Source organism: Paraburkholderia sp. BR10937 (assembly GCF_040965695.1).
Classification (GTDB): domain Bacteria; phylum Pseudomonadota; class Gammaproteobacteria; order Burkholderiales; family Burkholderiaceae; genus Paraburkholderia.
Window position 1 is genome coordinate 71,910 of record NZ_JBFRCL010000012.1, and the last position, 13,614, is coordinate 85,523.

The following is a 13,614-nucleotide window of genomic DNA, read 5'->3' on the forward strand; positions in this document are numbered from 1 at the left end:
GTCAAGTGAATATTGACGCGCGTTTTAACGAAGATTCGTTCGCGCGAGTTCGACGATCTCGTCGCCGCGGCCGCTAAAAATCGCGCGCAGCATATACAGGCTGAAACCCCTCGCGTGCTCCATTTCCACTTTGGGCGGCATGGCGAGTTCATGCTTCGAAATCACGACATCGACGAGCGCGGGGCCCGGATGCGCGAAGGCCGCCTTCAGCGCGCCCGCCAGGTCCTCCGACTCCTCGACTCTCGTCGCGTAAATGCCCGCACCCTGCGCAATCGCGGCGAAATCGGTCTTGTCCAGATCGACATTCGCATCGAGGTAGCCGGCTGCCTTCAGTTCCATCGAAACAAAACCGAGCAAGCTGTTGTTGAACACGACCACCTTGATCGGCAGACCGAGCTGGCGCGCAGTCAGCAGATCGCCAAGCAGCATGGAAAGCCCCCCGTCGCCCGACAGCGAAACGACCTGACGCCCGGCATATGCACCTTGCGCGCCGAGCGCCTGCGGCATCGCGTTGGCCATCGAGCCGTGATTGAACGAGCCATGCAACTGCCGCTTGCCATTCATGGTCAGATAGCGCGCGGCCCACAGCGCTGGCGTGCCCACATCGGCGGTGAAGATGGCGTCTTCGCTCGCGGCCTCGTCGATCAGTCTGGCGAGGTATTGCGGATGAATGGGCCGGCCGGGTGCGGAGGGCGTGGCGAGATCGTCGAGGCCTTGGCGCGCCGCCTGATAATGCTTGCGCGCATTCTCGAGAAATTGCCGATCGGCCTTGCGGGCGAGCATGGGCAAGAGCGCCGCGATCGTCTCGCGCACCGTGCCCACCAGCCCTAGCTCGAGCGGCGCGCGGCGGCCCAGCTGCGAGCCTTTCCAGTCGATCTGGACGACCCTGGCATTAGTCGGATAAAACGGGCGATACGGGAAGTCCGTGCCCAGCATGACCAGCGTCTCGCACGAGGCCATCGCGTGGTAGCCGGAGCTGAAACCGATCAGCCCGGTCATGCCCACGTCGTACGGATTGTCCCACTCGATAAACTGTTTGCCGCGCAGCGCGTGAACCACCGGGGCGCCCAGCGTATCGGCAAGCGCCACGACCTCGTCATGCGCGCCGGCCGTCCCGCTGCCGGACAGCAGCGTGACCGCATCCGATTCGTTGAGCAGCGCGGCGAGCCGTTCGAGGTCCGCTTGCGCGGGTACGATCGCAGCCGGCGCCGAAGCTTCGCTCCAGCCGATCGACGCCTGCTCGAGTTCTTTCAATGCCACGTCGCCGGGCAGGACGATGACGGCCACGCCGCGTTCCTCGATGGCGGTGCGCATGGCGCGCGCCAGTACACGCGGAAACTGCTCCGCGTTCGTCACGAGTTCGACGAAGTGGCTGCATTCCTTGAAGAGTTCCTGAGGATGCGTTTCCTGGAAGTAGCCAAGGCCGATTTCAGTCGAGGGAATATGCGCCGCGATGGCGAGTACCGGCTGATGATTGCGGTGCGCATCGTACAGGCCGTTGATGAGATGCAGATTGCCCGGCCCACAGCTGCCCGCGCAAACCGCGAGGCGCCCCGTCGATGCAGCGTCGGCGCCCGCGGCGAATGCCGCGCTCTCTTCGTGGCGCGTGTGCATCCAGCGGATCGAATCGATCTTCTGGAGGCTCGCCGAAAGGCCGTTCAGGCTGTCGCCCGTCACGCCCCAGATCCGTTCGACGCCGGCTGCGGCGAGCGTGCGCGCGAGATAGTCCGCGATCGTCATTCTGCCCATGAATTCCCTCTCTACACGATGTGGGGGTTGCAAGCAATCGGAACAGCGTGGGGCGTCGCGAGTGAATTCGAGTGAACGAATTCACTCGCAAGCTGATTTACGAATCTTTCGTTATCCCCAATAATTGCCGTGAGCATTCATGTTGCGTGGCTTGACACGGGCACACAGGAGACGCGACAGCGTACCATCGCGCCGGGAGACGGCACTATACCGCGATCGGTTGAGCATACTATACGCAGGTATAGGCTGCGCGATGCGTGGCTAGCGCTTGCGATCGCGCGGCGACGGCAAGCCCAGCTTCGCCGCCATATGGACCAGTTCCGGTAGAGAATCCGCGTTCATCTTTTGCATGACCTTGCCGCGGTGCATCTTCACGGTAATCTCGCTGATGCCGAGTTCGCCGCCTATCTGCTTGTTCAGCAAACCCGAAACCACGAGCGCCATGACTTCGCGCTCGCGCGGCGTAAGCGCCGCATAGCTGTCGTGAAGCGCGCGCCGTTCCATGTGGCCGTCGAGGGCTTCGCAGCTGCGCTCGATGGCGTCGCGGATGGCCTGAAGCAAGGTCTCGTCGTTGAACGGCTTGGTCAGGAATTCGACCGCGCCGGCCTTCATGGCCTTCACTGTCATGGGCACGTCTCTGTGCCCCGTGATGAAGATGATCGGCATGTCGGGCCGGTCGGCAGCAATGCGCTGCTGCAGTTCCAGCCCATCGACTTGCGGCAGCGACACGTCCAGCACCAGACAGGTGGGCGCGAACACGCGCGGGTGAGCGAGAAAATCTTCGGCGCAGGCGAAGATCTGTGCGGGCAGCCCCGCACTGCTCAACAAGAGCTCCAGCGATTCGCGAACGGAAATGTCGTCGTCGATGACGAATACCACGGGTTCGGCTTGCGAACCGCTTGACGGCAAGGCGCCTTGGCCCGCGCTACCTGCTCTACCGGTTCTACCTTCAGGCACGTTATTCCTCTTTATCGCCCCGAAGCCCTGAAACGCCTTCAGTTCTCGCCGAGCGCCAGCTTGAGCGCCGCGAGAAGCGCCGTATCGCTGAAGGGCTTGAACAGGCAATCGCACGCGCCCTGCGCGATCAGGCGATCGCGAACGGCTGCGTCTTTGTGAGCCGTAATGAAAACGACCGGCACGTTCTTGCCAAGACGTTTCAGCTCGCGAAAAAGCCCCAGCCCGCCCATACCCGGCATGTTGATGTCGAGGACCAGACAACGGGTTTGATCGACGACTTCGGACGCGAGAAAAGCCTCTGCGGATGAGAACGCGCTCACGGCATATCCGAACATACTCACCAGATCGGGAAGCGACTCCCGCACTGCTTCGTCATCATCGACCAACGTTACCAGCATGATTGCCCGCAATCAAGTCTCGTTGAGACCGCTACCCCGTATCCCTGAGGATGCGTGAACCCGGGTGGAGAATCTACGATACCTTGGTATCACTCGAATAAAAAAATCGGTCCGCTGCCGCTTCAAAGCCGCTCTGAAGCGACGGTCGCCGACCGCCGGCCCCTTGCACGCGCGCCGCCGGGCTGCCACGCAGCCTGGGTCTGCGGGCACACCTTCGAGGCCATGATCACGAGTTCCGGCAGCGAACCCGCCGCCATTTTCTCCATCAGCCTGCCGCGGTGGCCCTTGACCGTGATCTCGCTGATGCCAAGCTCCGCCGCCACCTGCTTGTTGAGCAAGCCGCGCACGACGAGCGTCATCACGTCCCGTTCGCGACGCGTGAGCGCGCCATAGCGAGCCTGCAGCGCGCGGTTTTCGCTCTGCGCGTCGAGCGTCGCGCGGCTGCGCTCGATGCCGTCGCGAATGGCGTCCAGCAGCGCTTCGCCGTTGAACGGCTTGGTGAAGAATTCAATCGCGCCGGCTTTCATGGCCCGTACCGTCACGGGTACATCGGGATAGCCGGTAATGAAGATGATCGGCATGTCGGCACGGTCGGCCACGATTTGCCGCTGCAAGTCCAGACCGTGCAGATCGGGAAGCGAAACATCGAGCAGCAGGCAACTCGGCCCGCAAACGCGCGGGTGAGAGAGAAATTGACGTGCGGCGCCGAACACCTGCGGCTGCCAGCCTGCGCTGCTGATGAGCAATTCAAGCGATTCGCGCACGGACACGTCGTCGTCCACCACGAATACGACTGGAAGCGCCTGCGAGACGCTCGCGGAACGTTGTCGTTGCGTTTCGCCAGGTCTTTGCATGGCCTACCTCGGTAATATCCATCGCCGCGCCACGCTCAGGCGCCAGATGCCAATGGAACCAACACCGCACGATGCCCGATGCCATCGCACGCGTCCATCATACGGAGGTATGTATACGCGCCGCCGCAACCGCGCGTGAGCGTCATTTACGCGCCATAAACGGGCAGCGAGAACGAGAAGATCGCGCCTGGACCGTCCGTCGGGGTCCCGGCCCAAAGGCGCCCATTCAGGCTTTCGATGATCGAGCGGCTGATCGCGAGACCGATGCCCATGCCGTCATGCCGGGTCGTATAAAAAGCATCGAAAAGCCGCTCCACGTCTTGCGGGTCGAAGCCGATTCCCGCGTCCCGTACGCTCAGGCGGACCGTTTCGTCCGGTCCGGCTTCGGTCGTCACCGTCATGCGCCGGGGCCGGTCGTCCACCGTGCTCATGGCATCGGCGGCATTGCGCAACAGATTCATGATGACCCGCTGCACCTGCACGCGGTCGCAGCCCGCACAAGGCAGGCCGTCGGCGAACTCCATGCGCACGACGACGCGCGCGCGGTCGAGGTCGCTCTGCATGAGGGCGACGATGTCCCGCGCGGTGCGGCCGAGATCGACCGCTTCGATCGTGGCGCTGCGCCTCGTGAAGAGCGCGCGCAGCCGGGCGATCACATCGGCGGCGCGGTTGCCGTCGCGGATCGTGCGCCGCGCCGTCTCCTGCGCGCCTTCGATGTTGGGGGGCACGGCCGCCAGCATGCGCAGGCAGGTGCTCGCGTTGGTCACGATGCCCGCGAGCGGCTGGTTGACCTCATGGGCAATCGAAGCCGTCAAGGCGCCCAGGCTCATCACCCTCGCCACATGCGAAAGCTCCGCGCGCGCCTTGTCGAGCGCCTCTTCCGAGCTGCGCCGCTGGCTGATATCGAGCGCCGTGCCGCTATATTCCTTGCGGCCCGGGCGGTCCGCTGCACGGTGGGCGATCAGATGCAGATGCTTGACGCTCTGGTCCGGCATCAACAGGCGGTGCTGGCACTCGAGATCGCTTGCGCCGCGCCGCCCCTGCTCGATGAACTGCGCGACGAACCCCATATCCTCAGGGTGAGCGCGCCCGGCGATGCGCTCCAGCGTGACGGGCGTGCCCGGCTCGAAATCGAAGATGTGGTAGATCTGCTCCGACCAGGCGATCTCATCCGTATCGGCATCCCATGAAAAGTTGCCCATTCTGGCCAGCGCCTGGCCTTCGGCGAGGAATGCCTCGCTGCGCCGCAACTCTTCCTCTGCGCGCTTGCGATCGTCGATGTCGATGTTGATGCCATACCATTTGACGACGTTGCCATCCTGGTCGCGCAACGGACTCGTGCGAAACAGAAACCATCGGTACTGGCCGTCGTAGCGCTGCATGCGCGCTTCCGCGGCACCGGGCATGCGGCTCGCCATGATCGCGGCCCATGCGGCCATGAGCCCCGGAAGGTCGTCCGGATGAACCGCCTTGGTCCACTCGTGGTCCTGCACCTGCGAGAGCGTTCGCCCGAGATAATCGAGGTAGTACTGGTTATAGAATTCGCCAGTCCCGTCCGGGCGCGCCGACCACACGAGTGCGGGAAGCGCGTTGATGGTCTCGTTGAGGTGACGCTCGCTCTCCGCGAGCGTGATTTCGGCCCGCTTCCTGTCTTCGATATCGATGCACAGCAGAAACCAGCGCAGAATGTCGCCCGCGCGATCGCGCAGCGGAAATCCGCGCACGTTGACCCAGCGGTAAACGCCGTCTGCGCGCCGGTGGCGGCTCTCGACGTTGTATGTTTTGCCGCTTGCCAGCGAGGCTTCCTGCGCCGCAATCGCCGCGTCGAGATCGTCGGGATGGACGATTTCGTGGCTGCGCCAGGCCTTGAGTTCCTCGAACGACTTGCCGAAATAATCGAGCGTGAGCTGGTTCTGGCCTTCGACTTCGCCCGTCGGCGAGGTCACCGTGACCGGCACGGGAATGCTATCGACGATCAATTGCAGGTCGAGTGCCCGCCCATCGAGCGCTTCTTCGGCGCGCCGCCAGTCGTCGATATCGTTGCAGGTCCCGCACCAGCGGACGATTTGCCCGGCGGCGTCGCGAACCGGACTGATCTGAATGTCGAACCAACGCTCGTGGCCGTCGAAACGACGCAGACGCGCCGTGATTCCGCCAGGCTCCCCGGAAGCGAGGATGGCGCAGCCCCGCTCGAGCAGTTCCGGCAAGTCGTCGGGACTTACCGCGTCCTGCCATTGCGAACCGGATGATGCCGCGAGGCCAAGGCCCGTATATTCGGACCATTTGCGGTTGACGAAATCGACCCGGCCGTCAGGCAGCGCAGTCCATGCAACCATTGACAGCGCATCCAGCACGATGCCGGCATCAAGGGCCAATCCCATCATCTTTCTGATATTTGCGAGCAGGCGTCAGAGCGTCAAACCTGCGCCAAAGTCCGCGCTCAGAGGCGTTTTTTCGCGAGTTGTCCGGTCTGACCAGAGAATTTCGGGATTATTGCATGCGAAAGCAGGCGTCGCAACCGCGCCTCGTTCCGGCGATGTCGCGTGATTTCGTTGCGAACGCATCGAGTCGATGCCACGCCACCGGCGCAGCATCCGTTGCGCAATAGACTGAATGCTCAGTCGGCGATTTCGACGATCAATTCGATCTCGACGCAGGCATTGAGCGGCAACTCGGCGACACCCACCGCCGAGCGCGCGTGCACGCCCGCTTCGCCAAACACCTTCGCGAGCAATTCCGAAGCGCCATTCGTCACGAGATGCTGTTCGGAAAATTCCGCTGCCGAATTGACGAAGCTCGTGAGCTTCACGATCTGCTTGACGTGGTTGAGGTTGCCGACTTTCGCGTGCAGGGTCGCAAGCAGATCGACGGCAATCTTGCGCGCAGCCTCGCGGCCTTCTTCGGTGCTCAGCGTGGTGCCCAGCTTGCCGGTCACGACCGCGCCGGCATCGCGCGGCAGGTGGCCCGCCAGATAGACCGTGGCGCCGCTGCGAACGCTCATGGTGTAGGCCGCGGCCGGGGAACTGACCTGCGGCAACTCGATGCCCATGGTCTTGATCGTCTCGTAGACGTCGCACTTTTCCATCGCACTCTCTCCAGGTGGGTTGTTTCATGGCGGAGTGCAAAAGATAACCGCAATGGCTGAAAACCAACGCTAGATCATCGGTTGATGAGCGCATCCCAACGTTTGGTGGAACCTAAACCCCGGTATTACCGGACGGCCCCGAGTGTTCGACCCCGAGCGCAACGATGTTGCGCACCAGTTCGGCAACGGAGCGCACCTTCATCTTGCGCATGGCCTGCCCCCGATGGATCTTGACCGTGACCTCCGCAATGCACATCCTCGCCGCGATCTGCTTGTTCATCAGCCCCGCCGCGACGTGGACCAGCACCTCCCGCTCGCGCGGCGTCAGTGCGTCCCAGCGCTCGCGCGCCTGCACGAGCGAGAGGTCCGCTTCCAGACGCTGCGCGTCGCGCTGCAGCGCGGCGACCACGGCGTCGATCATGTCCTGATCGCGAAAGGGCTTGGTGAGGAAGTCGATGGCGCCCGCCTTCATCGCCTCGACCGTCATGGCAATATCGCCGTAGCCCGTCATGAAGACGACCGGCATGGGCGAGCGCTGCTGCGTCAGAAGTGCCTTCTGCAGCGCCAGGCCGCTTTGACCGCGCAAGCGAACGTCGAGCACCAGACACGACGGTCCCGTACTCCTCGCCGCTGCGAGGAACGCTTCGGCGGAGTGAAAGGCGTGGACTTCCAGGTCGATCGAGCGCAGCAGGCTCGCGAGTGCGCTGCGCACCGAATCGTCGTCGTCCACGATGTAGACGACTCCGGCAGGGGTAGTGGCGCAGGGGGCAGCCGACCAGGCGGTCACAGTGTTTAGCATCTACGATCGTGTTCTGCAGTTGTTACGGTGTGCGAATGGAACGCTCACGGACACCTCCCAGTACCCTTGGGACGCCGATGCCTGACTCACCCGTTGAAGCGCCGGCCGCAGGCCGGCGGCCGATAGATGGCGCAAAGCTTGCAACGCCACGCCCCTGAAGCTTACATCGCGCATGCTGGCGAGGCTCTAGTACTTTGGTATTGGGGAGTCCGGCCGCGCCGATGCAGCCCGATCGTTTGGCGGGGGAGACGAAAAGGGATCGGGAAATCCCAGATAATGAGTTTTGCGCCTTATTTTAATGTCTTTGCGGCGCCATGCCCGGTTATTCCGGCTATTCGGGCGATTCGGAGTCGGCCAGGCGAGCGCCCCACGCCTCCAGCGACGCGGCGAGTATCATCGCCCCCGAATTCAACGGGACCTTGTAGCGGCGCGCCAGCGGCCGGAAAACCGCATCGCCGCGCTTGATGTGCTCGCCGGACAGCACACAGATGCCCGACTTTCTGGCGATCGCGCGTTTCCAGACCTGCTCGCGGTAGCTGCAGCGCGTCGGGTCGCTCCACGAGAGCGTAAACGACGAATTGGCCAGCCGCTCTTCTATCTTGACCGTGCAACTTGCGTAGGTGCTGTGATCCGCGGCGCGCAGATCGCTGCGCGTGCGCACTGCGGGCGCGCGGCGCGCAACGCTGGTTCTCGAAGCCGGCGAGGCCAGCAGGCCCGAGACCACGTGCGCCCACGGATTGCGCGTGCAATCCGGCGCTGCTGCGGCGGCGTCGCCATCCGGCGTGTGTGTTCGATCGTTGGGGTCATCGGCATCACGCGGCTGCGCGAGGCGCAAGTTTTCGCCCGGGCCGCCGCCATCGAGCGCGCCTCCCGCGTATGTCGACCGCCACGAATCCAATCTCACCACGGCTAACTCCCATGTTCTGGATGAGCGTGTATGTCACGCGTGCCCCGTCGCCCGAAACCGGAACGTCCTGCACATTGCGCCCACTCATTGCGAATGACTGAAGCTTAAGGACAAGCGCGGTTGGCCGCTATTCTTCCCGCGCATAAACGGACAGACGCTTTTGGATGACGACCCCATACGTAGGTATACCTTCGTCGTTCAGCACACACAGAATAGCGGCAAGCGGATTACCATAATGGCCTCGCCGTACGACGGCACCGCACGAAATTCATAGAGGGCCTTTCCATGCATCAGCGGCTGTAAGAGGCCCCTGCGCTGATTTATGTCCCGTCTTTCGCTTTCGCAACTTCTTGTCCGGTACGCATTCATCGCGCTCACGCTCGCGGCCTGTGTCGCGGCGTTCGCATGGACCGCGGGCTGGATACACTGGCCCGGCGCCCGGGCCGTGCTCACGCCCGACCGGCTCGTCGACGCATTCGAACGCAGCGCCGGCACGCATCCCGGGTTTCGCCGCAATCATGCGAAAGGCATCTGCGTGAGCGGTTATTTCGACAGCAACGGCAACGGTACGGCACTGTCTCGCGCGAGCGTATTCGAGCGCGGCCGCACGCCGTTGGTCGGCCGCTTCTCCGCGCCCGGCGGCAATCCCGCCGAAGACGACGCGGACACGACCGTGCGCAGCTTTGCGCTGCGCTTCGCGATGCGCGACGGCGAGGAATGGCGCACCGGCATGAATTCCGCGCCCGTATTCGCGGTGCGCACGCCGCAAGCGGTTTACGAACTGCAAGAGGCCATGGAGCACGACAAGCACACAGGCCGTCCCGACCCCGCGAGACTCGACGCGTTCTTTGCGAGCCACCCCGAAACCAGCGCGCTGCGCGACTGGCTCGCCGCGCACCCGCCGGCTTCTACGTTCTATAACGCGAGCTATTACGGTATCGATGCGTTTCGCTTCACCAACGCAAGCGGCAACATGCGATTCGTGCGCTGGAGCGTCGTGCCCGACGTGCCTTACGCGCCGCTAGATACGCGTGATCCGGACGCGAGAGACCCCGACTTTCTCGCCCACGACCTCAAGGTGCAATTGGAATCGGCTCCCGTGCGCTGGCACCTCATGCTGACGCCCGCGGGCGCGGGCGACCCGGTGGACGACGCCACCCGCACCTGGCCCGCCGAACGCGAGCAGCACCGCGTCGATGCGGGTACCATCGTCATCGAGCATGCCCGGTCGCAAATCGACGGCCCCTGCCGCGACATCAATTTCGACCCGACGGTGCTGCCGGTGGGCATCGCGCCCTCGGACGACCCGCTGCTCGCCGCGCGCGCCGCCGCTTACGCGGTGTCGTTCGATCGGCGCACGAGCGAAGAAGCGCACGCCGGCACGAAAGGCCGGTGAAGGCCATTGAAGGCGGCGCGAGCGCAACCCGAACGAAAGCATGGAATAAAGCCCACCGGCAAGGTGTTTCGTTACTAGTTCACCAAAATGGCCCGAGCCGCGCGCCCTTGACCAGACGGTCGCACACGACCGCAACGCACGCCAGTCCGGATTGAACGGGGATCGTGGAGAAAAACCTTCGATGAGCGGTACAGACTTACCGGGGATGCTTCCCGCCATGATTCCGCGGCTTTGGGCGTTTGCGCTGCGCCTGTCCGGGGACCAGCACGACGCCGAAGACCTGGTGCAGCGCGCCTGCCTGCGCGGGCTCGAACGCGCGCATCAGCTTCAACCCGACACGGCTCCGCTGAGCTGGATGTACTCCATCATGCATTCCACATGGATCAACGAGCTGCGAGCCCGCAGCGTGCGCAAGCGCGCGAGCTTCGAGTGGGACGACGATTTCCTCGAAAATCTCCCCGATCCCATCGATAACGGCCCCGAAACACAACTCATGCACAGCCAGATCATCGAGGCAGTCGAGCGCCTGCCCGAAGCCCAGCGTGTGGTGATGCTGCTCGTCGCGGTCGAAGGCATGACGTACCAGCAGGCCGCCGACGTGCTCAAGATACCGATTGGCACCGTGATGAGCCGGCTCTCGCGAGCGCGGCAATCGGTCGGTGCCATGTTCAGCGGTGCGGCACCCAAGGCGCCGCCCGCCCCGCAGCACAAGGACTCACTCGCATGATTGCCGACGACGCACAGTTACTCGCCTATGTGGACGGCCGCCTGTCGCCGGACGAGCGCGCCGCGATCGAAGCGCAGTTGCGCGAGTCCGCCGAGGCGCGCAAGAAGGTCACGCTGCTGCGCACCTCGCAGGTCGATTTCGCCGGTGCCTTCGCCCAGCAAACGCTGCCGTCCGTGCCCGAATCACTGCAGCTTGGCATCGAGGAAATGGTGCGCGCGCAAACCGGGCAACCCGCGCAACCGTCTTCGAGTGCGAACGACGCCGCGATGCCGGGCGCGGAGCAACAACCCTCGGCGCCCGTGAGATCGCGCCTGCGCCGCGTGCCGGTCTGGCTCGCGGCGGCATGCGTGGCGGGCGCGTTCGTGGCCGGCCAGTTCGTGCGCTTCGACGCGCTGTTCGGGCCTGCGGGCCAGGGCTTCGGCGCCTCGCAACTCGCGAGCGCATCGGAGCCGTCGCCGTGGGTGAAGGCGGCGGTTGGCTACCAGAAGCTCTATACGCGGGAAACCGTCGCCTACCGGCAGGACGATCCGGCGCTCGCCGCGAGAGTCGTCGAAGACATCCGCCGCGACGACCGTCTCGCGCTGCGCGTGCCCGATCTGAGCAGCGCCGGGCTTACCTTCAAGTCGGTGCAGCGTCTGCGCTTTCGCGACAAGCCGCTCGTGCAGATCGTTTATCTGCCGCGCAGCGGGCCGCCCATCGCGTTGTGCGTGATGAAGGACGCGCGCCCGGACGAAGCGGTCACATCGCGCACCGTCGACTCGATGGGCGTCACCACATGGCGGCAGAACGAGCTCACCTACGCGCTGATCGGCCAGGCGGGCGACGTCGATCTCGCCGCGCTCGGCAAGCGCATCTCCAACCTCGATACGGCCGCGCTGTTCAGCGAGGCGCAGGAAGCCGTACCGCCGCATAACGGATAAGCGCCAGGGTCGGCGCGGAATAATTTCGCCGCCGGGCTGTTGTGTTGAAGCACCCTCGACCAATGGCTCGGCATGATTCATCGATTGCACCTCTGGGCAGCGGGCATCGTCATCGCGGCGGCGCTTGCGTCGCCCGCGCACGCCGCCTGGCGGCTCGCGAGCACCGATGCACCCGTCGGCGTCGTGCGCGGCGCGAACGTGACCTCGGCAGCAGCGGGCGACACCTTGCGCGACGGCGACCTGCTCGAATCGCGCGATGGCGTGGCGCACCTGCAGGACGAGCACGGCACGCTCGTCGCGCTCGGTCCGCGAACTCGCGCGATGCTCGTGGCCAACGCCCATGTCGCCTTGCTCAGCGGCTGGCTGAAGGTCGCCGCAGCCGCGTGCGCCGCCGCGCCCTGTTCCCAGGTGCGCGTGGACACGGAACCCGGCGCGCTCGATGTTGGGTCGAGCGCGGCGGCGATCATCGCAGCGCCCGCGGGCACGCAAACGGTCAACGTATTCAGCGAAACCGGCACGCAGACCTTCGCGGCCAGGCCGCCCGCGCCGATACCAACCGGCCGTTTCCTGAGCATCGGCAGCCTCGGGCATGTGCAGATATCGGCGCGCCCCACCGACGCTTTCGTCACGAGCATGCCGGTCGCGTTTCGCGACGCCTTGCAGCCGCTCGCCGTCATCAAGCCCGCACACACTGCGCCGCCTTCGCACGTCGCCACTTACGACGACATCGCGCCGTGGCTGGACAGCAGGCTGCCTGCGCGCAAGAGCTTTCCCGCACGCTTTCGCTCGCGTCTGACCGATCGCGCGTTTCGCCACGATGTTCAGGCCCATCTGAACACCCTGCCCGACTGGCGCGCCCTGCTCTATCCGCCCGAGCGCCCAGGCGTTCGCAAAGTGCGCTATCCCTAAGGCTCGAACCTTCACTGCCATGAAGCCCGGACTCTCGCTCAGCGTCAAATTCAACCTGGTATTCCTGATCATCTTCACGATCGCGCTGGTGGCGATCGGCGTGGTCTCCGACCGTCTGCTGCAAAAGCAGGCGCTCGAAGTAACCGCGCACGACGCCAATATCCTCGCGAGCGCCGCATCGTCGATGCAGAGCTACACCGCGGCGCACGTCACGCCGCTGCTCGCCACGCAGATCAAGTACAGCTTCGTGCCCGAATCGATCCCCGCATTTTCGGCCATCGAGATGCTCAAATTGCTGGGCAAGGACTTCCCGAACTTCTCGTACAACGCCACGATGCTCAACCCGACCAATCCGCGCGACCGCCCGACCGACTGGGAGACCGACGTCATCCGCCATCTGCACGATCATCCGGAGCTCAAGGAACTGACCGGCCAGCGCGATGCGCCGGGCGGCCGCTCGTTCTTCCTCGCGCGGCCCAGCAGCATTGCCGACACCGCCTGCATGCAGTGCCATAGCACGCCGAACGCCGCGCCCGCGACGATGATCGAAAAGTACGGCAGCTCGAACGGCTTCGGCTGGACCATGAACGAGGTGATCGGCGCGGAGTTCGTGTCCGTGCCGATGGCGCAGCCCATCGCGCGCGGGCGCGCCGTCTGGCGCACGTTCATGCTATCGCTCAGCGCCGTGTTCGCGGTCGTGCTGATCGTGATGAACGTGATGATGCACGTGCTGATTACGCGTCCCATCCGTGCGCTGTCTCGCACCGCCGACGAAATGAGCCTCGGCAAGCTCGACGCAACCACGCTGCCAACGGGTGGATCGGACGAAATCGCATCGCTTGCGGTGTCCTTCGGGCGCATGCAGACCAGCCTCATCGAAGCGTTCCGCATTCTCGACGAAGAGCAGAGGTAA

13 protein-coding genes are annotated in these 13,614 nt (G+C 64.4%); 5 read left to right on the top strand and 8 right to left on the bottom strand.

Annotated elements, in window-relative coordinates:
• Positions 1–24: 24 nt before the first annotated feature.
• The 8 genes from poxB to AB4Y44_RS12520 all read right to left on the bottom strand — a co-directional run bounded on the left by poxB (position 25) and on the right by AB4Y44_RS12520 (position 8,749).
• Positions 25–1,749, bottom strand: coding sequence for a ubiquinone-dependent pyruvate dehydrogenase (poxB, locus tag AB4Y44_RS12485; protein ID WP_368699707.1), 1,725 nt, complete (start codon positions 1,747–1,749; stop codon positions 25–27).
• Between the two features lie 261 nt (positions 1,750–2,010).
• Complete coding sequence (locus AB4Y44_RS12490; protein WP_368699708.1) at positions 2,011–2,658, bottom strand: response regulator transcription factor; 648 nt, start codon at positions 2,656–2,658, stop codon at positions 2,011–2,013.
• 86 nt (positions 2,659–2,744) lie between these two features.
• A complete protein-coding gene (locus tag AB4Y44_RS12495; RefSeq protein ID WP_342923381.1) occupies positions 2,745–3,116 on the bottom strand; it encodes a response regulator in 372 nt (123 codons plus the stop codon).
• A 110-nt stretch (positions 3,117–3,226) separates the two neighbouring features.
• On the bottom strand, positions 3,227–3,958 hold the full coding sequence (locus AB4Y44_RS12500; protein ID WP_368699709.1) for a response regulator transcription factor: 732 nt from the start codon (positions 3,956–3,958) through the stop codon (positions 3,227–3,229).
• 146 nt (positions 3,959–4,104) lie between these two features.
• Entirely contained in the window at positions 4,105–6,294 is a 2,190-nt protein-coding gene (locus tag AB4Y44_RS12505) for a PAS domain-containing protein (RefSeq protein ID WP_368699710.1), read from the bottom strand.
• A 281-nt stretch (positions 6,295–6,575) separates the two neighbouring features.
• On the bottom strand, positions 6,576–7,043 hold the full coding sequence (locus AB4Y44_RS12510; protein WP_368699711.1) for a RidA family protein: 468 nt from the start codon (positions 7,041–7,043) through the stop codon (positions 6,576–6,578).
• Between the two features lie 112 nt (positions 7,044–7,155).
• Positions 7,156–7,842 carry a response regulator transcription factor gene (locus tag AB4Y44_RS12515; protein ID WP_368699712.1) on the bottom strand — a complete coding sequence of 229 codons (687 nt, stop codon included), beginning with the start codon at positions 7,840–7,842 and terminating at the stop codon, positions 7,156–7,158.
• A 331-nt stretch (positions 7,843–8,173) separates the two neighbouring features.
• On the bottom strand, positions 8,174–8,749 hold the full coding sequence (locus AB4Y44_RS12520; RefSeq protein ID WP_342923386.1) for a DUF3331 domain-containing protein: 576 nt from the start codon (positions 8,747–8,749) through the stop codon (positions 8,174–8,176).
• 322 nt (positions 8,750–9,071) lie between these two features.
• On the opposite strand from AB4Y44_RS12520, the gene AB4Y44_RS12525 reads away from it, so the two are divergent.
• The 5 genes from AB4Y44_RS12525 to AB4Y44_RS12545 all read left to right on the top strand — a co-directional run bounded on the left by AB4Y44_RS12525 (position 9,072) and on the right by AB4Y44_RS12545 (position 13,614).
• Positions 9,072–10,145 carry a catalase family peroxidase gene (locus AB4Y44_RS12525; RefSeq protein WP_368699713.1) on the top strand — a complete coding sequence of 358 codons (1,074 nt, stop codon included), beginning with the start codon at positions 9,072–9,074 and terminating at the stop codon, positions 10,143–10,145.
• 181 nt (positions 10,146–10,326) lie between these two features.
• A complete protein-coding gene (locus AB4Y44_RS12530) occupies positions 10,327–10,872 on the top strand; it encodes an RNA polymerase sigma factor (protein WP_368699714.1) in 546 nt (181 codons plus the stop codon).
• Positions 10,869–11,792: an anti-sigma factor gene (locus AB4Y44_RS12535; protein ID WP_368699715.1), complete on the top strand. Its 924-nt coding sequence runs from the start codon at positions 10,869–10,871 to the stop codon at positions 11,790–11,792. Before AB4Y44_RS12530 ends, AB4Y44_RS12535 begins: the two co-directional genes overlap by 4 nt.
• A gap of 72 nt (positions 11,793–11,864) precedes the next feature.
• Positions 11,865–12,701 (top strand): hypothetical protein, encoded by an 837-nt coding sequence (locus AB4Y44_RS12540; protein WP_368699716.1) that lies wholly within the window; start codon positions 11,865–11,867, stop codon positions 12,699–12,701.
• Positions 12,702–12,720: 19 nt separating this feature from the next.
• A complete protein-coding gene (locus AB4Y44_RS12545; RefSeq protein ID WP_368699717.1) occupies positions 12,721–13,614 on the top strand; it encodes a DUF3365 domain-containing protein in 894 nt (297 codons plus the stop codon).